The sequence below is a fragment of the Herpetosiphon llansteffanensis genome, assembly GCF_003205875.1.
GTDB lineage: Bacteria > Chloroflexota > Chloroflexia > Chloroflexales > Herpetosiphonaceae > Herpetosiphon > Herpetosiphon llansteffanensis.
Window position 1 is genome coordinate 24,011 of the sequence record NZ_PUBZ01000106.1, and the last position, 23,503, is coordinate 47,513.

A 23,503-nucleotide genomic window follows, 5' to 3' on the forward strand; every position below is an offset into this window, starting at 1 on the left:
GGTTCTCTAAAACTCAACTGGCAGCTCGATCATCCCGCGAATGAGCATGCCAGGTCGCCAAATGAGGTCTTGGGCTGGCACGGCCAAACGCAAATTTGGCAGCCGTTGTACCAACGAATTGATCGCAATTGCGCCTTCGAGACGGGCCAATGGCGCTCCCAAACAATAGTGAATGCCATGGCCAAAGGCAATGTGGTTGTGCTCGCTACGCGTAATATCAAGCTGATCAGGCTCGGCAAAAAAGTTGGGGTCGCGATTGGCCGAGGTAATTACGGCCAGCACTTGCTCACCACGCGGAATTGTTGCTCCTGCAAATTCTACATCTTCGCGTGCCCAACGCAGGGTTGAGGTTTCGACTGGGCTATCGAAGCGCAGCAATTCTTCGACGGTATTGCGAATCATGTCGGGGTTTTCGCGCAGCAATTTCAATTGCTCAGGATGTTGCAACAAGGCCAACATGCCGTTGCCAATCAAATTCACTGTGGTTTCGTGGCCTGCAATCAACAAGAAAAACACCAACGAAAACATTTCCTGCTCGGTCAGTTTATCGCCAGCTTCTTCAACTTGCACCAAAGCACTGGTCAAATCGTTGGTCGGATTGGCGCGTTTGATCGCAAATAACTCACGCAGATAATTGCCAAATTCTTCCATCTCACCAGCCATGCGCGTAAAACGATCTGGCGAGGGATCGACAGTCACCACCAAGCCCGACCAATAGCGAAATTTCTCGCGATGATCCAAGGGAATGCCCAACAATTCGGCAATTACGGTCAACGGCAGGGGAAAGGCATAGGCCGTGAGCAAATCGGTGCTACGTGGGCCTGCCAGCATGGCATCAAGCAACTCATCGGCAATTTGCTGAATGCGCGGGCGTAATTGCTCGACCAATTGCGGTGTAAACGCCTTATGCACCATGCCGCGAATCCGCGTATGATCTGGTGGATCTATCGCCAGCAAATGTTTGAACAACAATTGAACGACTGGCGGCATCACGGGCATGAGCTTTTGCTCTTCAGGGGTCAGCACTTTGCGCCAATTTTTGATAAAACGTGGATCTTTCAGCGCCGCCTTAACATCTTCAAAACGAGTAATCATCCATAAACCACGGCCATCGGGTAGGGTAATGCGGTGAACAGGGGCTTCGGTACGGAGTGCAGCATAGGTTGGGAAGGGATCTTGGACGAATTGCTGATTAAATACCTCTGCGTAGGTCGAATGGATCATCGATCCTCCTCTACATAGGACTAATCCATTGCCTTATCTTATGCTGCTTTTGATAAAGATCAAGTGGGCAGATTGCCTAAATATATGCTTTTGTCAGCCCCTCGTCCGCGTGAAGTAGACGAGGGGTTGAGGTCAGATGCAACTTATTGCTGCAAGCCTAAAGCTTCAACTGTCAGCACATCGATTTCGCGCTGGCCATTGACTTGATTGACCACACTGAATCCGCCAGCATAATCCCACATTGTCCAGCCAATATTAAATTCTTCGAGCACGCTGCGCAGATCACCCAACCACGCAGCGCGATCTTCTGGCTTACTTTTGAAGCGATAAACTCCAAATTCATTGCAGGTCAGGCGCACTTGATGCTTTTCAGCCCATGCCACCGCTTGGCCAATCCACTCGCGCAGCGCCGCGCGGTTCCAGCGCTCGTTGCCATACAGCGTTGCAGCATCACGCGCAACGTCATCCTGAATCTTGGCCACGATTGGCGCGAGGGCTTCGGGGCTTGATGGATAGGGCAAATATTCGAGATGCGGCCAGTAGGGCGAACCCCATGTTGCCGCTTGATGGCTAAAGGTGTGGGGATCGTAGCAGTGAAAATTATAGATAATGTTGGGGTCGGCCAAGGGTTCAAGTTCAATCAATTCGGCGATGCTCGACCACTTGTGGCCGGTCGCAATCAGGGTATGCTTGGGTGCGCCAGCGCGCATGGCGGCCAATAATTCGGCCTGTACAAAAGCCCATTGTTGCGCATCGGTCACAACTGGCTCGTTCAAAACCTCTAAAAACAGCATTTCTGGGTCGCGCTGGGCCAAATGTGCTGCCAAGGCTTGCCAAAAACGCGCAAAGGTTTTGACCAAGCTTGGCGAGTTAAACAAGCGCTGCTTAAAATCGTCCTCAGGGTGCAAATCGACAATGACTGCCAAATTATGCGCCAACATCAGATCGATTGCGCGATCAACTTCGGCCAAATAGACCGGATTCAACCCGCTTGGGTTGCTTTCATCCAACAGCAGAATTGGGTTGAGCGTAAAACGCAGGTGGCTACAGCCGATTTTGGCCAACAGCGCAATATCAGCTTCGGTGTTGTAGTTGCGCAAATGCTCCAAACTATACTGGTTGCTATAATCTTGGGCAAACCAATGGCTTAAATTGATGCCTCGCGCCAATTTGGCAAACCGAGCATCGCTAATCGCAGTTTGTGGGTTCGACAACGTTGTCATGATCATTCCTCACACAAAAAAACACGAAGCAACTCAGGCTTCGTGTTTGAACGATAAACTATTTGGCTTCCGCTGCATCTTTGTTCAAGCGTGGGCGTTTGAAGCGCAGTGTATCCGAGCGCGGAATTTTCGGCACACTATCAATCAAATTACGCGTGTATTCTTGCTTGGGTGCGCGAAAAATTTCCTCGACCGTATCGTATTCGACGACTTTGCCGTTAAACATCACGGCAATTTGGTCGCTCATATGCTCAACCACGGCCAAGTTATGCGAGATAAACAGGTAGGCTAAGCCCAATTGTTTTTGCAAATCTTGCAGCAAGCGCAAAATCTGAGCCTGAATCGACACATCAAGCGCACTCACCGCTTCATCGCAAATCAACAATTTGGGATTCAAGGCCAAAGCGCGGGCGATGCCAATCCGTTGTTGCTGGCCGCCAGAAAATTCAAAAGGGAAGGCATTGGCAGCGCCAACATCAAGCCCCACCAATTCTAGCAATTCGTGCACGCGCTTGGTGCGCTCGCGAGCTGAACCAATATTATGAATCAGCATCGGATCTTCAATCGCGCTATGCACGGTCATCATTGGGTTGAGACTCGCCAATGGATCTTGGAAGATCATCTGGATGTTGCGGCGTTTGGCACGCAAAGCCTTGGGTTTGAGCGCGGTAAAATCAACCCCATCGAAGAAGATACGGCCTTTTTCTGGGTCGTACAAGCGAATGATACAGCGCGAAAGCGTCGATTTGCCCGAGCCTGATTCGCCGACGATGCCTAAGGTTTCGCCAGCATTCAAGGTTACGGAAACATCTTCGACAGCGGCAAAGCGGCTTTTGTCGCGCATAAAATATTTGGAAACGCCCTCGACTTTGAGCAAGGGCTGGCCTGAATTAGGCGTGGATTGGTTGAGCGACATTGAGCATCACCTCCGCTGCTGCAGCATCACCTTGTTGGGCTGCCTTCACCACTTCATCAGCGTGGAAACAAGCAACTAGGTGATTCGGTTCGATTGTGGCTAATTCTGGCTTGCGCTCTTGGCAAACGCTGGTTTTGAAACTACAGCGGGGCGCAAATGGGCAAGCAGTATGCTTTTTCAAAGCGCTTGGTGGGTTGCCAGGAATCGGCTGGATGGCAGTTTTGCCATGGCCAATTTCCATCGTGCTGTTGAGCAAACCCAAGGCATATGGGTGCGATGTGTGGTCAACCAAGCGATCAACCGTCGCCATTTCGACAATTTCGCCAGCATACATCACGGCTAATTTATCGCAATAGTTGGTGGCCACGCCCAAATCGTGGGTAATAATAATCATGGCCATGCCGGTTTCTTCCTGCAACGATTCCAGCAAATCCAGCACTTGGGCTTGCACGGTTACGTCAAGGGCAGTAGTTGGTTCATCGGCAATTAGCAATTTGGGCTTGAGTGCCAGCGCCAGTGCAATCATTACCCGTTGGCGCATGCCGCCAGAGAATTGATACGGGTAATCGTTGAGCCGCTTGGCAGGCTGGGGAATCCCGACCCGATCCAAGAGTTCAATCGCCCGTTCGTTGGCCTCTGCTTGCGAATAGATTTTGCGCATGCGCATACTTTCGGTAATTTGCGCACCAATCTTCATAATTGGGTTGAGGCTGGTCATCGGGTCTTGAAAAATCACCGCAATATCGCGGCCACGCACATCTTGCAACTCGCGTGGCGACATTTTGACCAAATCAACGCCATTGAACACCGCCGAGCCACCGACAACTCGTCCGGTGCGGCCAATCAAACCAAGCAACGAAAGCATCGTCACCGATTTGCCCGAGCCAGATTCACCGACGATGCCAAGGCTTTGGCCAGCCTCAAGCGTAAAATTGACCCCGTTGACTGCATGCACCACGCCACCAGGCCGTTTGAACTCAACTTTGAGATCCGTGACTTCTAACAATGGCGCATTCATTAGCGTTCCCCTTTCGTGTTGAAGATTTCTTGCAAGCCATCGCCAAACCATGTGAAGGCTAAGAGCGTGATACTAAACAAAAGGGTTGGCCAAACTGCCAAGTGGGGAAAACCACGCATTTTGTTAATCCCCAAGTTGATCAAGTTGCCCCACGATGGCTCTGGTGGCCGAATCCCCACCCCAATCACCGAAAGCCCTGCTTCGGCAACCATGGCGTAGGGAATCCCAAAGCTCAGCGCCACTGCGATTGGGCCAAGAATGTTGGGGAGCACATATTTAGTAATGATGTGCCATTCGCTTGCCCCCAAGGTGCGGGCAGCCTGCACATATTCCTGATTTTTCAGCGAAAGCACTTGACCGCGAATCAACCGCGCATAGCCAGCCCAGTTGGTTATCGCCAAGGCAATCACAATCGTGGTTACTTTTTGGCCAAGGGTGGTTGCCAAAATAATCGCCAACAAAGTGGAAGGAAACGAATTGAAAATCTCAACCAAGCGCATCAAAAAGGTGTCAACTAAGCCACCGCGCATGCCTGAGACTGAGCCAATCGCCGCCCCGATAATCAGCGAGAGAATCGAGGTGCCAAGGCCAACAATCGCCGCCGTGCGCACAGCATAAATGATCCGACTTAATTGATCACGGCCAACATCATCAGTTCCAAACCAATGCTCGCTGGAAGGCAGTTGCCATGTTGCCGCCAAATTCTGATCATTATAGTGATAGGGAGCGATTAATGGCGCGAAAATGGCGAGGATGACAAAGATGATAACCAACACTAAGCCAACCAAGGCCATGGTATTACGGCTATAGCGCCGCCAAAACACCTTGAGTAGCGATTCCGCCGCCGGAAGCTCGTCTTGGGTTTGTGATTGTGAAAGCTGATTAACTGCCATGATACAAGCTCTCCTTTGAGACTAGCGTGCAACAAATTAGGCTTCGAGCTTAATCCGCGGATCAAGGATGCTATACAGGATGTCGGCTAAAAGGTTGGCCAACATCACCCCAAGGGCCAAAATAACCGTGCTCGTAATCACCAGCGGGTAATCGCGGGCCCCAAGCGCGGTGGCAAACAATTGGCCAATCCCTGGAATCCGAAAGATATTTTCAATCCAGACTGAGCCAACCAAGGCATAAGCGATTTGGGGCGCAGTCGTTGTTACCACAGGAATCAAGGAGTTGCGGAGGGCATGACGCATAATCACCAGGCGTTCAGAAATACCTTTCGAGCGCGCAGTGCGAATAAATTCTTGGCTCATGGTTTCGGCAACTTGGTTACGGGTAAAGCGGGCAATCCCAGCAATTGGCCCCAGCGCCAAGGTGAGCACTGGCAAAATCAATTGCTTAATCGTGGGAAATGGCGTATCCCAGCCCCCATTGGGCAAGACCTTCCAAACCTGACCAGAGAAAACTAAGATCAGTACAATTGCCAAGACATAGACGGGGACAACTTGGCCGACCATCGAAAAGCCAGTCACAATATAATCAACCCAGGTATTACGGCGGAAGCCAGCAATCACACCAAGCGGAATCCCCACAATCAGCGCGAGGCCAATCCCAAGGAAAACGATCAGCAAGGTTCGTGGCAAGCGTTCGCGCACCATATCTTGAATTAAGATGCTTGGGCTTTGAAACGAGGGGCCAAAATCGAAGGTCACCGCATTTTTGGTGTACGTCCAAATTTGCATATACAGTGGTTTATCGAGGCCATAGCGTTCGTCGAAAAGCGCTTTTTGCAGTTTGAAGGTTTCGCTATTGCTATTTGACAATGTGGTCATCGCGGCCACTGCTCGCTGCACATCCATAAAATTGCCAGGCGCTTTGGCAAGCAGCGTATAGGAGATTGCAATAATCACCACCAGCGAGACTGCCATCATCGCCAAGCGCTTGAGTAAGAAGAAGATAAAATTGACTCGCATAACGACCCTACCATTGCTAAATGACAAGTAATCAACAGTGCATTCCATCATGGCAGAGCCGGCGATCAAATCTTACTGCCGTGTGTCAGGAAGAATGCGTACAGTGGTGGTTGCTGGCGGGTGTGCTAACACACCCGCCAGTTGTGCGGAGCTTATTCAGTCCACTGTAAGTATTGATATTGGAAGATCCCGCCCCAAGCCAGTTTGTTAATCACAATGCCTGAGAGGCGTGCATCGGTTGCGTAGTACAACTTGTCGTAGTAGATGGGGATCATCCAAGCTGAGTCGATTGCCAATTGTTGAATTGCGGGCAAGGTTTCCCAAGCTTCGTCGAGGGTTTGGCCGCCCAATTTCAACATCAAGCGTTGGGCTTGTTTGTTTTCGTCGGTACGATAATCATACCACGTTGCGTCTTGTTCTTCCTTCAAGAGCAACAACAAGCCATCTTTGTAGGCGGTCAGCTTTTCAGCATCGTCTTTGGCAGCGGTAAAGCGTTCGTTGATTGCATCCCATTGCTCTTTGAAGCTTGGGGCAGCAGCAGCTTTGGCCGAGATTTTGGCCATTTCTGGCTCTTCGATTTTGTTGATTGCTTGGCGCTTGGTCCAAGCAGCTTCGGCGCGGGTGGTCAAAGCAGCCCAATCACCAACAGCTTCGGTGCTGCTGACAGCATCGATTTGGGTTTGATATTCAGCGTACTTGGCCATGCCACCTTCTTTGTAATCCATGAAGTACCAAATGTGGTTGGTAGCCAAGGTCAAGTCGAGTGGTTGGAACCAGTTCATTGGGCCGCCAAGGGTGGCGAAGCCTGGTTGAATATCTTTGTTGTAGTTTGCCCATTGGATGTTTGAATAAACTGGGCCTTCGTTGTTTTGAATCACAACCTTCACGCCCAAGTTATCTTGCCACATCTTGACGACGGCTTCGATCCAAGGCATTTGAGGGTCGTTTGATGGTGGCGCGTAGAAGGTCAATTCTGGGAAGCCAGCGCCATCGGGATAGCCAGCTTCGGCCAGCAATTGCTTGGCCTTGGCTACATCGTAGCTCAAGCTCTTAACTTTATCCTTCACCCGAACATCGCTGTTGAAGGTGTCGGTTGGCACAGCCAAGCCCTTCAAAATTTGGTCGGTGATAGCTTTTTTGTCAATTGACAAGGCGAATGCTTGGCGCACGCGCACATCTTGCAATGGACCAGCATCTAATGAGCGGTTGTATTCGATACCCTTCCAAACGATTGGGTTTTCTTCGCTCTTGATGTTGTCTTTGATGTCGGGGTTGCCTTGAGCGTAGGCCAATTGGCTTGCATCTTCAAGGAAGGTGAATTGAATTTCTTGGTTTTCGAAGGCTTGCAAGCGGGCGTTTGCATCGGCGTATGGGCGCAACACAATCGTGCCTACGTTGCCAATGCCATCGCCAACATAATTGGGGTTACGCTTGAGCACAATATCGCCGCCGCTGACCCACGATTCAACAACGTATGGGCCGTTGTAGACAGCATTCTTGGGGTCGAACCAATCGCTTGGATGAGCTTCCAAGTTTTTGGCATTGATTGGCATGGCGTTCATAACTGGCAAGAAGTTGATGAACGCAGCGTTTGGCTGGCTCAACGTAACTTCGATGGTGTAATCGTCGACCAATTTGAAGCCGACTTCATCAATACCAACTGCGCCAGCTTTGAAAGCATAGCCATTTTTGACGTAGCCCATCATGCCTGCCCACATTGGAGCATCTTTCAATTCTGGGCCAGCTGCGCGAACCCAGGCAGCATAGAAATCTTTAGCCGTAACAGGGTCGCCGTTCGACCATTTTTTATCTTTGCGCAGCTTGATCGTCCAAACCGTGTTGTCTGCTGAAGGCGTAGCGCTTTCGGCGATTTTTGGCACGATATTCAATTGTTGATCGTAGCCATACAAGCCTTCGAAGACAACGCCTTGTGAGACAAACAATTGAGCTGACCAGTAGGCATGGTCAAGGCTGGTAATCCCACCTTGTTGGAATGGCAAAGTGACGGTTACATCTTTGACATCTGTGCTCGCAGGCGAAGCTTGGACATCAGTGCCAGCGGTTGGTGCAGTAGTGGTAGCTGAAGAATCGCTAGCAGGAGTGGCTTGGGTTGAACCGGTCGTGGTTGCAGTTGAGGCGGCACCGCCACAGGCTGCGAGGATTGGCAAAACGAGAATCAGGAGCGCAATTAGGCCCCACAAGTTTTTTGGCTTCTTTACCATGGGAATTTCCTCTTCTTTGAGCAAATTGAATCCAAAACGACGTACTACAATGTTAAGCGTTTGGGTTGCTAATTCGATCGTCGATGAGCCTCCTTAGCTAGAGACAATCAAACTTGATCATTCTCACAAGCCTGTTCCAACCGAGAAGCTAGCTAGATAGGTGCTTCTGATGCCGTTGTCGAAGCAAGCAGGTGCATGCTGGGTCATTGCTGCTGAACATTTAGGTAGGAGATTAACTACTTTTTTTAGTAAAGAAAATAAGTTCTCTGGAGGCTATTGCAGTTTTATTATGAGCGATAGACCGGTCTCTCAGCCCGATAACCGCCGATTTAGCACTGCCATAGTCGCTAAATGTCCCGCAAACGTGAAATTCACTGAAGAGTTATTGAAATTTGTGCTTATTATAGAAGAATCTCTCTAAATGTCAAGTTGTTTTTTTACTAAAAATTTTAGAAAAAGATTTGAGACATATTCTTTAGATTTGATTAAACCAATCAAGCGCCTCACGGTATTAAACCAAAAATCCCCTCGCCAAGCAGTTAGCGAGGGGTTGAAACAGGCGAAAACGCCCTTTATTGCTGAGCTAAAATCGCCTCTGCCTCCGCCACGCTTAAAACCCGACCATGGCCAGCCAACGGCCCTGTTCCAGTCGAGAACAAGCGCCCGCCTTCGCGCAAGTTGCCCAAATCCATGGCAGTTGCACCCAAAGATTCGATCAACTTAATCACAACCTGTTTGGCTGCCTGATCATCGCCAGCCACAAACAATGCTTTGGGCGTTGGCGCTGCTTGCAGATGAGCCAAATCGGCAAATGGCTGATGATTAAAGGCTTTCACCAAACGCGCTTGGGGCAAGAGTTCAGCCACAATTTCACTTGAGCCGCGCCCAGCCAAATCATAAAAATCACTAGGCTTCGGCCCAAAACGATTATTGATTACGTCAACTACGATGCCCTGATAATCAGCCAATGGTTCCAAGGCTGCTGGAATATGCTGCCAGCGCACGACCAATACAATCATTTCGGCTCGTTGCAATTCTGTTGGAACAACCGCCGTAACCTGTGGCCCAAGTTGCTCGATCAGTGGTTGCAACGAGGCCGGACCACGTGAATTTGCCAACAACACCGTATGCCCGCGTTCAACCAACAATTCACAAAACAATTGGCCAACTTTACCAGCACCCAAAACCCCAATTAACATCGTTGCCTCCACGCCAAAACTATGTGCTGCCCTCACTATAACGTGGCGAAGAGCAGGCTTGCTCAATATTCAGGTGGAGCAAGGGCCTGTCCATTGGCACAGGGGCGAGGGATGAGGGATGAAGGATGAGGGATGAGGGATGAAGGATGAAGCTTATCGCCCAAAGCCTATAGCCTTTCGTGCCCTTCGTGTTCTTCGTGGTTAAAAAAAGCACTATGGCTTTTCTCAATTCCGATCCCCGATCCCCAATCCCCAACACCCCACCCTGAAACTATCGTCCCAAAAAAGATAGCGCCAACAATCAACACTAACTGGGATTAATCTGGCAACGCAACAATGTTATAGTGAGCTATTCGCTGCTTTGAGGAGAATAATCGTGAGCAACCAGCCCAATTACTACCCACCAACGCCACCCAACAACCAACCAAATTACCAAGATCCTTATCAAGGCCAGTATCCGCCGCAAGCACCTTATGGCCAAAATCAGTATCAAGGCCAATATCAGCCGCAAGCGCCCTATGGCCAAAACCCATACCAAGACCAATATCAGCCAATTAATTATCCTTATCATGTGCCAAATCTGCTGCAAACTGATCCCAGAATTGATCGGCGGCGTTCGAATATTGCCTTTGGAGTATTTATTGTGCTGTTACTCATTGGCGGTTTTCTGATTAGCCGCAATCCCAACACTGTTGATCCTGCAATAGCCGGCATCTTTTTTATACTTAGCACCATTGCATGGGTGGCTGCATGGTGTTTTTCCACCAAAAGCAAGGGCTATTCGCCATGGCTTGGTTTGGTATCAATCTTAGGGGTTTTGGGGATGATCGTATTAATAGTTATTCCTAACCGCAACAAAATACGCTATTAAAAGTTGCGCTGCCTGAAATTCAAGCAGCGCAACTTTTAGTTAAATTTAGGCTTCGGCGGCGGCCAAAGCTGGATACAATGGTTGCAACGCGGGATAAATTGCGCGATAGGTTGCATATAATTCTGCATAGCGCGCTTGATCGGCGCTTGGCTCGGTAGGGTCGCTCAAACGCACGGTCGCCGCAACCGCTTGATCAACATCATTAAACCAGCTAGCTCCAACCGCCGCCAACAACGCCGCACCATAGGCAGCCCCTTCGGTTGTACTCACCCCAACCAACGGCGCGCCGAGCACATCGGCCAAAATTTGCCGCCACAACCGATTGCGCGTGCCACCACCAGAGGCCCGAATCGCGCCGATGGTACCGATTCCAGCTTGGCGCATCAATTCAAGGCTATCGCGCAAACCAAAGGCCACACCTTCGAGCACCGAACGGGTAAGGTGCGCTTGAGTATGACGCACAGTCAAGCCAATAAAACCACCACGGGCCAAGGGGTCGGGGTGCGGCGTGCGTTCGCCAGTCAGATAGGGCGCAAAGAACAAGCCAGCACTACCAACTGCCACGTTTTCGGCAGGCTCCAGCAATTGATCGTAGCTTAATTGTGGGGCAAAGGTGTCGTGATACCAGCGCAAACTACCAGCAGCACTCAACATCACACCCATTAAGTGCCAACGCCCAGGCACTGCATGACAAAAGGCGTGCAAACGGCCTTCTGGTTCGATAATTGGGCTAGCTGTCGCCCCAAAGACCACGCCCGACGTGCCAAGGCTCAGCGCAATGCAGCCAGCTTCGACCACGCCAGTGCCAACTGCATTGGCTGCTTGATCACCGCCGCCGCCAACCACCGGAATGCCAGCCACCAAACCCAAAGCTGCGGCAGCCTCGGCATGCAATTGGCCTGTAACCGAGGGGCCTTCAAACAAGCGTGGCAACCAAGCAAGGTCGATCTCAAGCGCCTGCGCCACTTCCGCCGACCATTGGCGGCTGCGCACATCCAACAACAACGTGCCTGCACTATCGGACACATCGCTGGCAAACTCGCCAGTCATACAATAGCGCACATAATCTTTGGGCAACAAAATATGGGCAATTTGGGCATAAAGCTCCGGCTCATGCTGCTGCACCCACAAAATTTTGGGCGCAGTAAAGCCAGTTAATGCCCGATTGCCAGTCAATTCGATCAGGCGTTGTGCGCCAAGCCGATCGGTAATTTGCGCGCACTGCTCAGCAGTACGCTGATCATTCCAAAGCAAGGCTGGGCGTAACACCGCACCAGCTTGATCGAGCAACACCAAACCGTGCATTTGGCCCGCCAAACCAATTGCCACAATTTCGTTGGCGGCCACGCCTGCTTTGGACAAAACCTCTTGGGTGCTTTCGCAGCAAGCCTGCCACCACAAATGCGGCGCTTGCTCGCTCCACAATGGGCGCGGCGTTGCATAATCGTAGGTTGCCTGACCAATGGCCACCACCGTGCCTTGTTGATCAATTAACAGGGCCTTGGTCGCGGTCGTCGAAATATCATAACCAAGTACATATGCCATGCTGATGCTCCAATAAAAGGCTCTAGGCTATTGACTATAGGCAGTTTAACGAACACCCATCAAAAGTCAAAAGGCAAAAAAGAACACAGAGCATAGAACAAAGAACATATGGCTATAGGCTAAGTGTAATGGTTCATCACGTTAACCACCATCTGATCCCCTCACCCCAACCCCTCTCCCGTGGCGCGAGCGAGGGGCTTTAACTTCGTGGTTTTGCATGATTTGTGGTGAAACAATGGTCGGCTCCCCCTCGCCCGCGTCCAGTGGGAGAGGGGGCTGGGGGGTGAGGGAATACGATTACCAATCCAATAAACCATTACAGCTCAGGGCTATCGGCTATCGGAACAATGGTTGGAGTTCCCAACAAATCCCCGATAGCCAAAAGCCTATAGCCTCGTCCTTCGTGCTCTTCGCGACCTTCGCGGTTACAGGCCCTTCGTGAATCAATTCAAACCAAATTTGAAAAGTGCTTGTAATACTTTTGCTGGTTGGGTGTAGTTTAAGTGCGTCAGATAAGTGAGGCAATGATGATTAGGATTCAGCAACCAACGCTTGATACAAGCACAACCCAAATTGATTTTGGTGAACTGTACGCACAGCATTACGCGGCAATTTATCGCTACATTGACTATCGCGTGCGCGACCCCAGTATCACCGATGATCTTGTTGCCCATACCTTTGAGCGGGCAATGACCAGGATCGAAACCTATCGCGCCGATCGTGGCACGCTGGGAGCATGGATTTTTGGCATTGCTCGGCACTGCGTTGACAGCCATTTTCAGCGCCAACGCCGCCAACGCTGGCTCTCATTGGATTTTATTCGTGAGGATGCTGCCGACAACAGCGACCTGCTGGCCGATACTGTGCGCGGCGAAACCCATCAGCAATTGCACCAAGCCTTGGGCAAACTCAAAGCCCATGAACGCGACGTGATTGCCTTGAAATTTGGGGCGCGTTTGAACAATCGCCAAATTGCCGAAATTACCGGCCATAGCGAAAGCAATGTAGGAGTGATGCTTTATCGCAGCCTGCAACGCCTCCGCCAATGGTTGCCAAATACAGGATACGAACAATGATCGATAAGCAAATCCAGCAATTTAATGCTGATGTTGACCATTTGCTTGACACTGGTCAACTACCATCGTCCGCTGACTCTGATCATCAAGCCCTACTTCAACTGGCCCAACAGTTAGGCCAAATCGGTTTGCAGCCAAACAGCACTCAGCAGGCGGCTACCGCCCAACGGGTACAGCAGCTGCTTGGCACGCCCAAACCACACTATGGAGGTTTTATGTTGAAATCAAAATTGCGAATCGGCTTAGCGCTCATGATGGCACTCGTTGTTGCAACCGTGGCCGTGCCACCATTACGCAGCTATGCAAGCCAAATTTTGCACCAAATTGGCTGGTTGACGGTGAATAATGAGCCAACCAAGGTTGAACAATTGATTGCGGCTCCCGAGACGACACCAATTCCAGACGAGCCAACCGCCGTGCCACCAGTGCTGAGCAACGATATTGCCTACGAGCCTAGCTATATGCCAGCTGGTTACGTTGCCAAACCTGGCTACAATGGCCGCTACTATGCTAACGAAAGCGCAGCTGATTCGATTTCGATCCATGTCCGATCGATCGCAGAAGGCGATACCTTAAGCGTTGGCGCAGCCAGCACCACCCCAATCACCGTGCGCAACAAACAAGGCTTGTACGTTGAGCAAGCACCGTTGTACATCAAAGATTTGGGTCGCCCAATGTATCAAGAAGATCTCGAGACCGTTTCAGTCAACTTGATCGTGTGGGAAGAAGATGGCCAAATTGTGACGGTTGAAAGCTACATCTTGGGTCAAGCAGATCTCGTGCAAATTGCCGAAGGCTTGCAAGCCAACTAATCCAACAAGGCTGCTGTCGCTCGAATCAAACGTTCTAGCTCATCTAAGGCTTGAGCAATTGATTCGGGCTGCGGCTGAAGCAGGCTAAATATCCGCGCAACCTGCTGATCGTAAGCAGCTGGCACGTGCTTAAACCCACGTGTCAGCGCAACCGACCCTTTTTCGTTCATCCAATATTGCTGATTGAGGGCAAAGAGCGTCTGGGTCATAACCATCACCGACCGAAAGCAACAGCCTGCAATATACGCCGAATCACCGTGTTTCACTGCTTTGCGCGCATTAGCGAGGGCGAAATCAGCTTCCCAAAAACGCCCAATCAATGCTTCTTGCAAGGTAGGTGGGTAGGCGTGCAGCTGTTGCTTGAGGTTGGCCAAACTCGAATATGGATCATACAAGGGCTGGCAAAGCGCAACTTCAGCCAGATACATCGCCGAAACAAAGCCATGGGGATGGCCTGGCTGATAATCAATTGTCACTTGGCCCGCCTGGCAAGCAGCCAACACCTGCTCAACCTTGTTCAAATCGCGATACAGCCAATCGACCGGCATTGCTTGAATCGTCAACCAACCACCACCATTGATCCACGGCCCCCAACCGCCAATTTCGGTTACCAATTGCTCACGCTGCAAATCATCGAGGGCCTGAGCATGGCTTTGCAAGGCCGCAACATCCAAATCGCTGCGATAATAAATGCCAATATCAATATCCGATTCAGCGTGATGCGTGCCCCGTGCTCGCGAGCCACCAAGCACCAAGGCCTCAACCCCAGCCACCGTCCGCAAGCGTTCCACCACCAAATCAATAATCTGTACAGGCATCAATTGAGTGCTCCTTTCACCAACGTTTATAGCACAAAAGCAGCACTCAAATTCAGAAAATCGACATTTCAACCTTTACGCAGGATTAATGATTGGCGATATTCAGCAGCATCGGCTAATTCAGCAAACTCAACCGGCTTGCTAAAATGATTTTTAACCACGTGCTCAATCTCCTTCAAGGTTACATGAAAGAATTCACGTCGCCGATTTATCATATTTAATCGGCGAGCTTCAAATGCTCGATGCAAAGCATTTTCCAAAGCAGGAGCATCATCACTAAATATTAACGCATGAACATCAAATTCAAATGGCACTGAGGCATCACCCAATTCATCAATTCGATCTTGCGGGTCAAGCCGTCGAGTTACGCCAATTTTATAAATATTCTCGCCAAAGGCCCCAATATTTGAAATAATATAGACATAGCCAGCTCGTGTATTATGCTCACGATTAATCACATCCTGCTTTTCATGCTCAAGCTTAACTAATTGTTGGGAAATAGCGATTTTTTCTTGTTCTAATAAATTCTTTTCAGCTTCATTATTGACTTTCAATAACTGCGACTCGATCGACTCTAATGCTTTTATGAAATGGCGTTCTTCTTTTGCAAGCTTAATTTTTATTTCTTCCATCTCTCGTAAAAGTTTTGCTTCTTCGCGCAGCTGTTCGCGCAATGCCCTTTGCTCTTCCTTTTCCCGTTGTTTCTTTAATTGATATTCATAACATAAGTATAATTCCTCCAACTTACTATTTAGATATTCATTTGTCAGTAGAATATTCATGGTTACAGCAAGTTTATTTAATGTTTCAAATGCTTTACGGATTTTCTTTTCCAAAGAATCAATATTATTAAACTTAACGTTAATAATAGTTGAATCACACTCATTATTAAATGAACGAATAATAAGTTTCGTATAATCCTTAATCATTTTCTGGCCTTCTTTAAGGCTATTATTAACCGTCCAATTGGTTGGACAATGTGCGGCTAAGCCTTGTTTTACTTTTGCAGCTTGCTCACGGCGAACTTGCTCAATTCGTTGTTTATAGGCTTCGCTATTGGATAAATCATAGCGTGGGGTATAGAGGCCAAACGATTGAAGGAGTAATTCATCTTCTAAAACAACTAATTCACTTCGGCGTTGTTCAATTTGCTTGTGCAATCCATCAAGGTCAGCTTGAATAGTTGCCCGCTTTTGCTGCATATCACGATCATAAGCAACAAAACTCAAGTGTAATTGCTCTTTCGCTTGATTAATTTCATATGCTGTTACATTAACACTTTGACGAATTGACTCACGTTGAGCAGTTAATTCAGCAATAGCTTGTTTTAATTGATAGAATTGCATATGGTCGGTTTCAGCTAAGGTTGAACGCAATAATGCTGCATCTTGGCTTGATTGATCGCGTTCATACCTAAGTTGTGCAGCCTGTTGCAATAATTGATCTCGCTCATACAACAATTGATCCCTGGCATATATTGCTTGATCACGTTCCAGCTTGATTTGATTGATCTTAAAAACATCGGAAATAGCCATTTGGTGCAATCTCCTTAATACTTAGGTACATAAAATCTAAATAGCATTCTCTAGTAACGTATAGCTATAGTTGCTTATCTCTATTAGCTGCAATTAAATGCCAAATTTTGCATGCTCAGGATTAACAGAAAAAAAACACGCCAAAAGCGTGTTTTAGGCCGAGAAATTGGGTTTTGGGGTTTATTGCGGTGGGTACAATTGAACGTGCAGGTTTGGCAAGCGCTCAAACGCCTTGATGATCAGCGGTTCAACGTCGGCCCAAGCCAAGCTGCCATAGCCACAGCCCAAGGCAGGTACAGCCACCGAATCAAGCGAACGATCCGCAAGCACAGCGATTAAGTCGTCTAAGCCGCTCGCAATGTCAGCCAAATACGATTGCTGCTTCCAATGTTGCTTTGTAGGGAAATTGATAATCGTCATTGGCTGCTCAGCGTTTGATTCAACAAACACAAACATCGAGCCAAGTTGCACCGCCCCAGCCCGACATGCCTTGACGTAGGCTTGATAATTGGCTGGAAACGCTTGGCGAAATTGTAGAGCCAAGCCTTTGCCCATGACCCCAACACAATTAACTGGGTTGACCAACGCCGCAGTTTGCGCGGCTAATATATTTCCTTGGCAATATTCAAGCATTCAATTTCTCGCTTCTATCGTTTGCCTCCCTTCCGTCCCTCCATCGGCGGGAAACGCAGGGGGTTTTCATCCCCCTGCACTCCCTAAAATTCATTTGGTGGATTATGAAGATCGTTCAATTTTACTAGCATTCATATTCTTCGTGCTCCCGACCCCCAGCCACCAACAACCAATACCCATTAGCTTTGATAGATCTGAAGCCAATTGCCGCAGGTATCATCGAAGATCGCAGCGCGGGTTGGCCCCATATCAGTGGGTGGGCTACGAAATTCAACGCCCAAGCCCTGCATGCGCTTATATTCAGCATCAATATCTTTAACGGCCAAGCTCAAACAGGGAATCCCATCGGTTTTGAGCGCAGCTTGGTAGGCTTTAGCTGCTGGATGATTGTTGGGTTCGAGCACAAGTTCAATTTCATCTGGTGACTCGGGCGAAACGACGGTTAGCCATAAAAATTCGCCAACTGGCACTTCAACTTTTTTGATAAACTCCAACACTTCGGTATAAAACTTCAAGGCCTTGGCTTGATCGTCAACAAACACGCTGGTCATCTTGATTTGCATACCATTCACCCTTAACTATACGAACACATGTTCCATAAAGTATACGCCTGTTGTCAAGCAATAGGCAAGCTAATGATAAAACTTGTCCCTTCATCCAAAACCGATTCGACCTCGATTTGGCCATCGTGAGCTTCAACAATCGCTTTGACAATTGCCAAACCCAAGCCTGTCGACGCTTGATCTTCACGTTGGCGCGAGCTGTCGCCACGGTAGAAACGGGCGAAAATATAGGGCACATCAGCAGCAGCAATTCCGCTGCCAGTATCGCGAATAATCAATTGCACCTGTTGCGCTTGGCGCTTGGCAATGAGGCTAATGCTGCCCTCTTTGGTGTGGCGCAAGGCATTATTCACCAAATTATTCAAAACCTGTGCCATGCGATCTGTATCAACCGACACCGATGGCAAGCCTTCCTCGGTTTCGAGTTTTAGCTCGATATTTTGGCGCTCAGCCTGCACAAACGCTCCCAGAACTGTGCGTTCCAATAAGGCCGCTGGATCAACCAAGCGCCGATTGAGCGAGAGTTCGCCAGCATCGGCCAACGAAAGCACTCGCAAATCGTCAACCAAGCGCTGAAGATGCGTCACTTCATCAAAAATCACGGTGTAGATCGTCTCTGAGGGCTGCAAAATGCCATCGCGCAAGCCTTCTGCATAGCCGCGCAGAATGCTCAGCGGTGTACGCAAATCGTGCGCAAGATCGGCGGTCATCTGCTTGCGCAAATGGGTAGCCCTGCTCAAATCGGCGCTCATATGATTAAACGAACGCGCCAAATCGCCAATTTCATCATTTGAACGCACCGCCACCTGTTGCTCCAACTGGCCAGCAGCCATGGCTTGGGTTGCTACCGTCAACTCGCGCAACGAGCGTGTCAACCGCCGCGCCAACAATGTGCCAACCAACAGGGCAACGCTGGTGGCAAAAATTGCGCTCACGGTAATCGCCCAGGTAATCCGTTGATCAAAGGCCAGCTGGCCTGGTGATGGCCCAGTTTTGGTCAACATTTCAGGGTTAAGGGCTGGTGGTTGTACGCCCTGAATCACGCCAAAGGCAATATAGCCCACGGTTTGGTTGGCAACGGTCAAAGGTTGGGTCGCATCGAGGGTAGCTTGATCAACAATTACGCCTGGAGCATACGGACCATTGGCCAAAACCACCTTGCCATCGCGATCAAACAAGGTTGCGCTACGCCGATAAAAGGCCAAATCTGGCGCTTGATTGATCTCATTTTCTAAGCCATCCCAGCTGGCGTGGCTCACATAATAGTTAGTCACGGCAGTGATCAAGGCCGTTTGATCACGCTCCGAGATGAAGCGATCAAATTCGTTGCGTGCGCTTTGGCGGGCCAGCAACGCCACAACTAAAGCGCCAATCAAGCCAACGCCCAAAAAAGCGATGGTTAATTTCCACGTCAATGAGCGTAGCATCATCATTCAGGCCGTTTCGGGCGGGCAAAGCGGTAGCCAACCCCATAGACCGTTTCAATATAGCGCGGGTTTTTCGGGTCGGGCTCGATTTTGCTACGCAGATTGCGAATATGCACATCGATTGTGCGTTCGTAGCCTTCATACGCTTGGCCCGACGTGCGATCAAGCAAATCTAAGCGCGAAAAAACATGGCCAGGTGAGGCCATTAATGTTGCCAGAATTTCAAATTCCGATGGCGTGAGATCGATAATCTGCTCGCCAACCATCAATGTACAGGCCGAACGCTCTAGCACAATCTCGCCAATTCGCAACATATCGGCTTGGGTGGGCGCTTTATAACTTCGGCGCAACACAGCCCGCACCCGTGCCATAACTTCACGAGCATTAAATGGCTTGGTAATATAATCATCTGCGCCAAGTTCCAAACCAATAATTTTATCGTGATCTTCAATTTTGGCAGTCAATAAAATAATTGGTGTTTCAGCTTCTTTATTCCAAGCACGCATAAAATCAAGCCCACCAAGTTCGGGCATCATAATATCAAGCAAAATTAAATCGGGTTTGACCTCACGCGCCACATACAATCCTTCACGACCATTCTTGGCCTCAAAAACATTAAAGCCTTCATTTTGCAAATAACTGCGGAGCAATTCGCGCAGCTTTGCTTCATCATCGATCACTAAAATTGTTTGAGCCATTGGGCGTTTCCAATCTCCCGCAGCGGGTGCAAACTAAGGCACAACATATCAGCGTTGCGCCTTGCAAACAAGCAGCTAGAGCCAGACAACAGCGCGGCGGCGACGCAACCAGCGCATGCCAAACGCCACCAACGCAATAATAATTGTCATGATAGCAGCATTGCGAATGATATGGCCAAAACCGCCTTCATGATGATCGCCACCACGTTCGCGGCCAGCAAATTCAGGTCGTGCAGCACTGGTTGATTGATCAGCCGTGCCAGAAGCTTGCGCTGGATCAAGCGTCAATTGGCGGTCGGGACGACCATCGGCGAAACCAGCCGCCGCATTACTGGGCACAAATGCCAGCAAACCGCCAATCACCAAAGCCGCAGCCAGCGCAATAATCAATATTCGGCCTAATACGTTCATGGTTATTGCTCCTTGGTGGCTAATTGAGTGGCTGGCTTATGCAAACGTTTGACAATTGGCTGAATCAGATAGCGCTTTGATGTGCGCACAATCCAATCCCAATGCAAGGCCAAATGTAAGCCAATCAGCACCACGCCAACATCAGAAGCCAGCCCGTGCAAGCTGCGCCACGTCAGATTGCTGGGTAATTGCAGACCTAACAATGGCACAACTGTTTTGGAAATCATCACGCCAGTAAACATGATGATTGTCAGATCAATAAACAGGCCAATATTTAACATGTAATTAATTCGTTGTTGCCATGCCACCTTGCCAAATAGTTTCTTGCTAATCGCCACAATCCATTGCCAATGTAACAACAAATGAACCACAACCATCACCAGCAAGCCCATGCTCAGCCATTCGTGAATTGGCTCGCCAGTGGCGTTGGGGGCGGTTGCCAGCAAAAAGCTGATTCCAATTATCAGATCGACGACATAGTTTGTTTTGCTTCGATTGCCAGTTTTGGCCTTGGTTACCGTCTGCATACGCTGTATCCTTTGTTGATCAAGGTTGTTCACATCGCTGAATGGAGTATAGAAAACAATTGTTCAAAGATTATGAAGAACTCGCCAACAATCTATTGGGATTAAGCCCAACGATGGATAGCAATCGGTCTGAGGGCTATGGCTCAAGCGCAGGCACATCGGCTATACTGCGGGCAGATTCACATTAATGATTAGTTGGAGGATTACACCATGGCTAAATTAAACCAAATTATCGCCGTTGAAAAAGGGGTCAAAAGCCGCTCATTCTCGGAGTTGACCGAAGCGCACCAAGCGCTGCAAAAACAAGCGCTCTTGGCAGGGATCAGCCGCACCTATCGCCCAAAAGATGAAGAAGGCGAACAATTACCGCCAGAATCGACCAAAGTTCAAATGCGAGCTGAAGAAATTATTCGCCAAACGAGCACAATTTTAACCCGTTTATTTGATGTTACTGCGACCAAAGATTGGACAAATTGTGTTGCCAAAGCCAATGTTGTTGTTGATGGCCAAACCTTGCTCAACGATGTGCCAGTTGCTTATTTGCTCTTTTTGGAAAAACAATTAGTTGATTTGCAAACGTTTGTGCGCAAGTTACCAACTCTTGATGCAGCAGAAAGCTGGAACCTTGATCAATCGACTGATACATGGGCAACCGAGCCAGTGCAAACCGTGCGCACGAAGAAAATTCCTCGTAACCACGTTAAGGCTGAAGCAACCGAAAAACACCCAGCGCAAGTTGAAGTGTATTATGAAGATGTGATTGTTGGCTATTGGCGTACAATTAAATTCTCAGGTGCATTGCCAGCCCGCCGCGTTAATGAATTGCTCGAACGGATTAGTAAATTGCAACAAGCAGTCAAATTTGCCCGCGAAGAAGCGAATAATACTGAAGCAGTTGAACAAAAAGTTGGCGAACGCTTTTTGAGCTATTTGTTTGGGGCGTAAAAAAGAACATAGAACAGAGCGAAATTTAACGCAGAGGCGCAGAGAACCAAATTTCACACGAAGACTTGAAACCACGAAGAGCACGAAGAGCACGAAGTAAAGCTATGGGCTGGTGGCTATAGGCTTTTGACTTTTGACTTTTGATTTCATCCTTCATTCTCTGCGCCTCTGCGTTAAAAATAGCCACTGGTTAGTAATGAAGTGCACGGAGTAAGGCTATGGGCTATGGGCTATTGGGATTCTTGCGCTACCACCACATGTTCCGCTAGCCCAGAGCCTTCAAACAATAATTAATCTCTGCGCCTCTGCGTTAAATGCGATGTTTTTTAGCCACAGATTGGCACAGATTATTGTGATTCAGTTTGTGCTAGCCCAGAGCCTTCAGCCAATAGCCATTATAATAATTGGAAGTCCAATGCAACAAGCAACAATTCCGTGGCAACGCTATGCGGCATGCTTGGTTGGCGCAGCGATTGGCGATGCCCTAGGCGCAACGTTAGAATTTCAGCGCCCGGGCAGTTTCGTGTCAATCAGCGACATGCTTGGTGGTGGCGTGTTCAATTTGGCTGCTGGCCAATGGACTGACGACACTGCCATGCTGCTCTGCCTTGCTGAAAGTTTAATCGAATCCAAAGGCTTTGATGCTGTCGATCAAATGCAGCGTTATCGGCGTTGGCTCAAAGCAGGCCATCTCAGCAGTACTGGTGGCTATATCGATAGCGGGCGCACCATTCGCGAGGCGATTAATTATTTTAGCCAAACTGGCGATGCCTATGCAGGCGATCAGGATCGTTGGTCGGCTGGCAATGGCTCGTTGATGCGAATTGCACCAATTGCCCTTGCCTATGTCAACAATCCCCAATTAGCTGATAACTACGCTGCTGCTAGTTCGCGCACCACCCATGGCAATCAAATTGCGATCGATGCCTGCCGTTATTTCACAGGCTTAATCATTGGCGCATTACGGGGTGTGCCAAAAACGCAGCTTTTAGCAGCCAATTATCATCCATTAGCCAACTACTGGCAGCATCAAACCCTCAGCCCTGAGATTGCCGAAATTGCTGCTGGCTCGTTTCGTGAGCGCCAGCCACCAGAAATCGAGGCTTTGGGCTATGTGCCACGCACCCTCGAAGCAGCATTATGGGCGTTTTACCAGAGCACTTCGTTTGAGCAAGGCTGTTTATTGGCAGTAAATTTGGGCAACGATGCTGATACGACGGGCGCAATTTATGGCCAGTTGGCAGGCGCGTATTATGGCGAGGTTGTGTTACATTCGCCATGGGCCAATAGAATTGCGCTTAAACAAACAATTGCTACATTTGCAGCGAAGCTCAATCTTTTGGCCTTTTTTAACCACGAAGGACACGAAGAGCACGAAGGAACATTATTTTAGCCACAGATTCCACTGCTACGTTTGCAGCGAAACTCAATCTTTTGGCCTTTTTTAACCACGAAGGACACGAAGAGCACGAAGGAACATTATTTTAGCCACAGATTCCACGAAGTAAGGCTATGGGCTACAGGCTTTTGGCTATGGGAGATTATTAGAAATTTCAATCAATGTTCCGCTAGCCCATAGCCATAATACTGGCGCGGAGCCAGTTTTTGATCCACGAAGAGCACGAAGGAAGATTATTTTAGCCACGAATTACACGAATTACACAAAGTAAGGCTATGGGCTTTTGGCTTTTGGCTATGGGAGATTATTGGAAATTTCAATCAATGTTCCGATAGCCCAGAGCCTATATGTAATGGTACATCACGTTAACCACCGCCTGATCCCCTCACCCCAACCCCTCTCCCGTGCGCAGGTGAGGGGCTTTAATCGTGCGGTTCTGTCACGATGTGTGATACACCATGGTCGGCTCCCCCTCGCCCGCGTTCAGTGGGAGCGGGGGTTGGGGGGTGAGGGACCATGATTACC

Annotated in this window: 22 protein-coding genes; 5 read left to right on the forward strand and 17 right to left on the reverse strand. The window is 49.1% G+C overall.

The window, feature by feature from the left end; all coding sequences use genetic code 11:
• Window positions 1–6: 6 nt before the first annotated feature.
• The 8 genes from C5S61_RS16280 to C5S61_RS16320 all read right to left on the reverse strand — a co-directional run bounded on the left by C5S61_RS16280 (window position 7) and on the right by C5S61_RS16320 (window position 9,718).
• On the reverse strand, window positions 7–1,224 hold the full coding sequence (locus tag C5S61_RS16280; protein ID WP_110516476.1) for a cytochrome P450 family protein: 1,218 nt from the start codon (window positions 1,222–1,224) through the stop codon (window positions 7–9).
• 143 nt (window positions 1,225–1,367) lie between these two features.
• A complete protein-coding gene (locus C5S61_RS16285; RefSeq protein ID WP_164689557.1) occupies window positions 1,368–2,447 on the reverse strand; it encodes a glycoside hydrolase family 5 protein in 1,080 nt (359 codons plus the stop codon).
• Window positions 2,448–2,505: 58 nt separating this feature from the next.
• Window positions 2,506–3,363 carry an ATP-binding cassette domain-containing protein gene (locus tag C5S61_RS16290; protein ID WP_110516479.1) on the reverse strand — a complete coding sequence of 286 codons (858 nt, stop codon included), beginning with the start codon at window positions 3,361–3,363 and terminating at the stop codon, window positions 2,506–2,508.
• Window positions 3,338–4,381 (reverse strand): ABC transporter ATP-binding protein, encoded by a 1,044-nt coding sequence (locus C5S61_RS16295; RefSeq protein WP_110516481.1) that lies wholly within the window; start codon window positions 4,379–4,381, stop codon window positions 3,338–3,340. The genes C5S61_RS16290 and C5S61_RS16295 overlap by 26 nt, the downstream gene beginning before the upstream one ends.
• A complete protein-coding gene (locus C5S61_RS16300) occupies window positions 4,381–5,274 on the reverse strand; it encodes an ABC transporter permease (protein WP_110516483.1) in 894 nt (297 codons plus the stop codon). The genes C5S61_RS16295 and C5S61_RS16300 overlap by 1 nt, the downstream gene beginning before the upstream one ends.
• Window positions 5,275–5,310: 36 nt before the next feature.
• Window positions 5,311–6,297 carry an ABC transporter permease gene (locus C5S61_RS16305; protein WP_110516485.1) on the reverse strand — a complete coding sequence of 329 codons (987 nt, stop codon included), beginning with the start codon at window positions 6,295–6,297 and terminating at the stop codon, window positions 5,311–5,313.
• A gap of 152 nt (window positions 6,298–6,449) precedes the next feature.
• The gene (locus C5S61_RS16310) at window positions 6,450–8,519 is read right to left on the reverse strand and encodes a peptide ABC transporter substrate-binding protein (protein WP_110516487.1); all 2,070 of its coding nucleotides are present in this window, start codon (window positions 8,517–8,519) and stop codon (window positions 6,450–6,452) included.
• A 572-nt stretch (window positions 8,520–9,091) separates the two neighbouring features.
• On the reverse strand, window positions 9,092–9,718 hold the full coding sequence (locus C5S61_RS16320; RefSeq protein WP_110516491.1) for an NADPH-dependent F420 reductase: 627 nt from the start codon (window positions 9,716–9,718) through the stop codon (window positions 9,092–9,094).
• A gap of 376 nt (window positions 9,719–10,094) precedes the next feature.
• Between C5S61_RS16320 and C5S61_RS16325 the strand changes: the two genes are divergently transcribed.
• Window positions 10,095–10,589, forward strand: coding sequence for a hypothetical protein (locus C5S61_RS16325; RefSeq protein WP_110516493.1), 495 nt, complete (start codon window positions 10,095–10,097; stop codon window positions 10,587–10,589).
• A 45-nt stretch (window positions 10,590–10,634) separates the two neighbouring features.
• Here the strand turns inward: C5S61_RS16325 and xylB are convergent, their stop codons facing one another.
• Entirely contained in the window at window positions 10,635–12,134 is a 1,500-nt protein-coding gene (xylB, locus tag C5S61_RS16330) for a xylulokinase (RefSeq protein ID WP_110516495.1), read from the reverse strand.
• A 524-nt stretch (window positions 12,135–12,658) separates the two neighbouring features.
• Between xylB and C5S61_RS16335 the strand changes: the two genes are divergently transcribed.
• Both C5S61_RS16335 and C5S61_RS16340 read left to right on the forward strand, forming a co-directional pair.
• Window positions 12,659–13,210 carry a sigma-70 family RNA polymerase sigma factor gene (locus tag C5S61_RS16335; protein WP_110516497.1) on the forward strand — a complete coding sequence of 184 codons (552 nt, stop codon included), beginning with the start codon at window positions 12,659–12,661 and terminating at the stop codon, window positions 13,208–13,210.
• On the forward strand, window positions 13,207–14,022 hold the full coding sequence (locus C5S61_RS16340; RefSeq protein WP_110516499.1) for a hypothetical protein: 816 nt from the start codon (window positions 13,207–13,209) through the stop codon (window positions 14,020–14,022). The genes C5S61_RS16335 and C5S61_RS16340 overlap by 4 nt, the downstream gene beginning before the upstream one ends.
• Here C5S61_RS16340 and C5S61_RS16345 read toward each other — a convergent pair.
• The 8 genes from C5S61_RS16345 to C5S61_RS16380 form a co-directional block, all read right to left on the reverse strand.
• Window positions 14,019–14,840: a nucleotidyltransferase domain-containing protein gene (locus C5S61_RS16345; RefSeq protein WP_110516501.1), complete on the reverse strand. Its 822-nt coding sequence runs from the start codon at window positions 14,838–14,840 to the stop codon at window positions 14,019–14,021. The genes C5S61_RS16340 and C5S61_RS16345 overlap by 4 nt on opposite strands.
• A gap of 68 nt (window positions 14,841–14,908) precedes the next feature.
• Window positions 14,909–16,375, reverse strand: coding sequence for an SNIPE associated domain-containing protein (locus C5S61_RS16350; protein ID WP_110516503.1), 1,467 nt, complete (start codon window positions 16,373–16,375; stop codon window positions 14,909–14,911).
• A 180-nt stretch (window positions 16,376–16,555) separates the two neighbouring features.
• Window positions 16,556–17,008, reverse strand: a complete 453-nt coding sequence (locus C5S61_RS16355) for a macro domain-containing protein (RefSeq protein ID WP_110516506.1) — start codon at window positions 17,006–17,008, stop codon at window positions 16,556–16,558.
• Between the two features lie 179 nt (window positions 17,009–17,187).
• Entirely contained in the window at window positions 17,188–17,571 is a 384-nt protein-coding gene (locus C5S61_RS16360) for a VOC family protein (protein WP_110516507.1), read from the reverse strand.
• Window positions 17,572–17,624: 53 nt separating this feature from the next.
• Window positions 17,625–19,001, reverse strand: coding sequence for a sensor histidine kinase (locus tag C5S61_RS16365; protein WP_240614530.1), 1,377 nt, complete (start codon window positions 18,999–19,001; stop codon window positions 17,625–17,627).
• The gene (locus C5S61_RS16370; RefSeq protein ID WP_110516511.1) at window positions 19,001–19,696 is read right to left on the reverse strand and encodes a response regulator; all 696 of its coding nucleotides are present in this window, start codon (window positions 19,694–19,696) and stop codon (window positions 19,001–19,003) included. The genes C5S61_RS16365 and C5S61_RS16370 overlap by 1 nt, the downstream gene beginning before the upstream one ends.
• Before the next feature lie 75 nt (window positions 19,697–19,771).
• Entirely contained in the window at window positions 19,772–20,107 is a 336-nt protein-coding gene (locus C5S61_RS16375) for a hypothetical protein (RefSeq protein WP_110516513.1), read from the reverse strand.
• 2 nt (window positions 20,108–20,109) lie between these two features.
• Window positions 20,110–20,634: a DUF4405 domain-containing protein gene (locus C5S61_RS16380; RefSeq protein ID WP_110516515.1), complete on the reverse strand. Its 525-nt coding sequence runs from the start codon at window positions 20,632–20,634 to the stop codon at window positions 20,110–20,112.
• A gap of 210 nt (window positions 20,635–20,844) precedes the next feature.
• Here C5S61_RS16380 and C5S61_RS16385 point away from each other — a divergent pair, with 210 nt between their 5' ends.
• Window positions 20,845–21,579 (forward strand): DUF7873 family protein, encoded by a 735-nt coding sequence (locus tag C5S61_RS16385; protein WP_110516517.1) that lies wholly within the window; start codon window positions 20,845–20,847, stop codon window positions 21,577–21,579.
• Between the two features lie 415 nt (window positions 21,580–21,994).
• On the forward strand, window positions 21,995–22,972 hold the full coding sequence (locus C5S61_RS16390; RefSeq protein WP_110516519.1) for an ADP-ribosylglycohydrolase family protein: 978 nt from the start codon (window positions 21,995–21,997) through the stop codon (window positions 22,970–22,972).
• Window positions 22,973–23,503 lie beyond the last annotated feature (531 nt).

Excerpts from the sequence above, each read along its gene's own strand:
- C5S61_RS16365 (WP_240614530.1), bottom strand. The coding sequence starts at position 19,001 with ATGATGCTACGCTCATTGACGTGGAAATTAACCATCGCTTTTTTGGGC.
- C5S61_RS16305 (WP_110516485.1), bottom strand. The coding sequence starts at position 6,297 with ATGCGAGTCAATTTTATCTTCTTCTTACTCAAGCGCTTGGCGATGATG.
- C5S61_RS16370 (WP_110516511.1), bottom strand. The coding sequence starts at position 19,696 with ATGGCTCAAACAATTTTAGTGATCGATGATGAAGCAAAGCTGCGCGAA.
- C5S61_RS16340 (WP_110516499.1), top strand. The coding sequence starts at position 13,207 with ATGATCGATAAGCAAATCCAGCAATTTAATGCTGATGTTGACCATTTG.
- xylB (WP_110516495.1), bottom strand. The coding sequence starts at position 12,134 with ATGGCATATGTACTTGGTTATGATATTTCGACGACCGCGACCAAGGCC.
- C5S61_RS16285 (WP_164689557.1), bottom strand. The coding sequence starts at position 2,447 with ATGACAACGTTGTCGAACCCACAAACTGCGATTAGCGATGCTCGGTTT.
- C5S61_RS16350 (WP_110516503.1), bottom strand. The coding sequence starts at position 16,375 with ATGGCTATTTCCGATGTTTTTAAGATCAATCAAATCAAGCTGGAACGT.
- C5S61_RS16290 (WP_110516479.1), bottom strand. The coding sequence starts at position 3,363 with ATGTCGCTCAACCAATCCACGCCTAATTCAGGCCAGCCCTTGCTCAAA.
- C5S61_RS16335 (WP_110516497.1), top strand. The coding sequence starts at position 12,659 with ATGATGATTAGGATTCAGCAACCAACGCTTGATACAAGCACAACCCAA.
- C5S61_RS16280 (WP_110516476.1), bottom strand. The coding sequence starts at position 1,224 with ATGATCCATTCGACCTACGCAGAGGTATTTAATCAGCAATTCGTCCAA.
- C5S61_RS16385 (WP_110516517.1), top strand. The coding sequence starts at position 20,845 with ATGGCTAAATTAAACCAAATTATCGCCGTTGAAAAAGGGGTCAAAAGC.
- C5S61_RS16380 (WP_110516515.1), bottom strand. The coding sequence starts at position 20,634 with ATGCAGACGGTAACCAAGGCCAAAACTGGCAATCGAAGCAAAACAAAC.
- C5S61_RS16295 (WP_110516481.1), bottom strand. The coding sequence starts at position 4,381 with ATGAATGCGCCATTGTTAGAAGTCACGGATCTCAAAGTTGAGTTCAAA.
- C5S61_RS16310 (WP_110516487.1), bottom strand. The coding sequence starts at position 8,519 with ATGGTAAAGAAGCCAAAAAACTTGTGGGGCCTAATTGCGCTCCTGATT.
- C5S61_RS16375 (WP_110516513.1), bottom strand. The coding sequence starts at position 20,107 with ATGAACGTATTAGGCCGAATATTGATTATTGCGCTGGCTGCGGCTTTG.
- C5S61_RS16355 (WP_110516506.1), bottom strand. The coding sequence starts at position 17,008 with ATGCTTGAATATTGCCAAGGAAATATATTAGCCGCGCAAACTGCGGCG.
- C5S61_RS16390 (WP_110516519.1), top strand. The coding sequence starts at position 21,995 with ATGCAACAAGCAACAATTCCGTGGCAACGCTATGCGGCATGCTTGGTT.
- C5S61_RS16300 (WP_110516483.1), bottom strand. The coding sequence starts at position 5,274 with ATGGCAGTTAATCAGCTTTCACAATCACAAACCCAAGACGAGCTTCCG.
- C5S61_RS16360 (WP_110516507.1), bottom strand. The coding sequence starts at position 17,571 with ATGCAAATCAAGATGACCAGCGTGTTTGTTGACGATCAAGCCAAGGCC.
- C5S61_RS16320 (WP_110516491.1), bottom strand. The coding sequence starts at position 9,718 with ATGTTAATTGGGGTTTTGGGTGCTGGTAAAGTTGGCCAATTGTTTTGT.
- C5S61_RS16345 (WP_110516501.1), bottom strand. The coding sequence starts at position 14,840 with ATGCCTGTACAGATTATTGATTTGGTGGTGGAACGCTTGCGGACGGTG.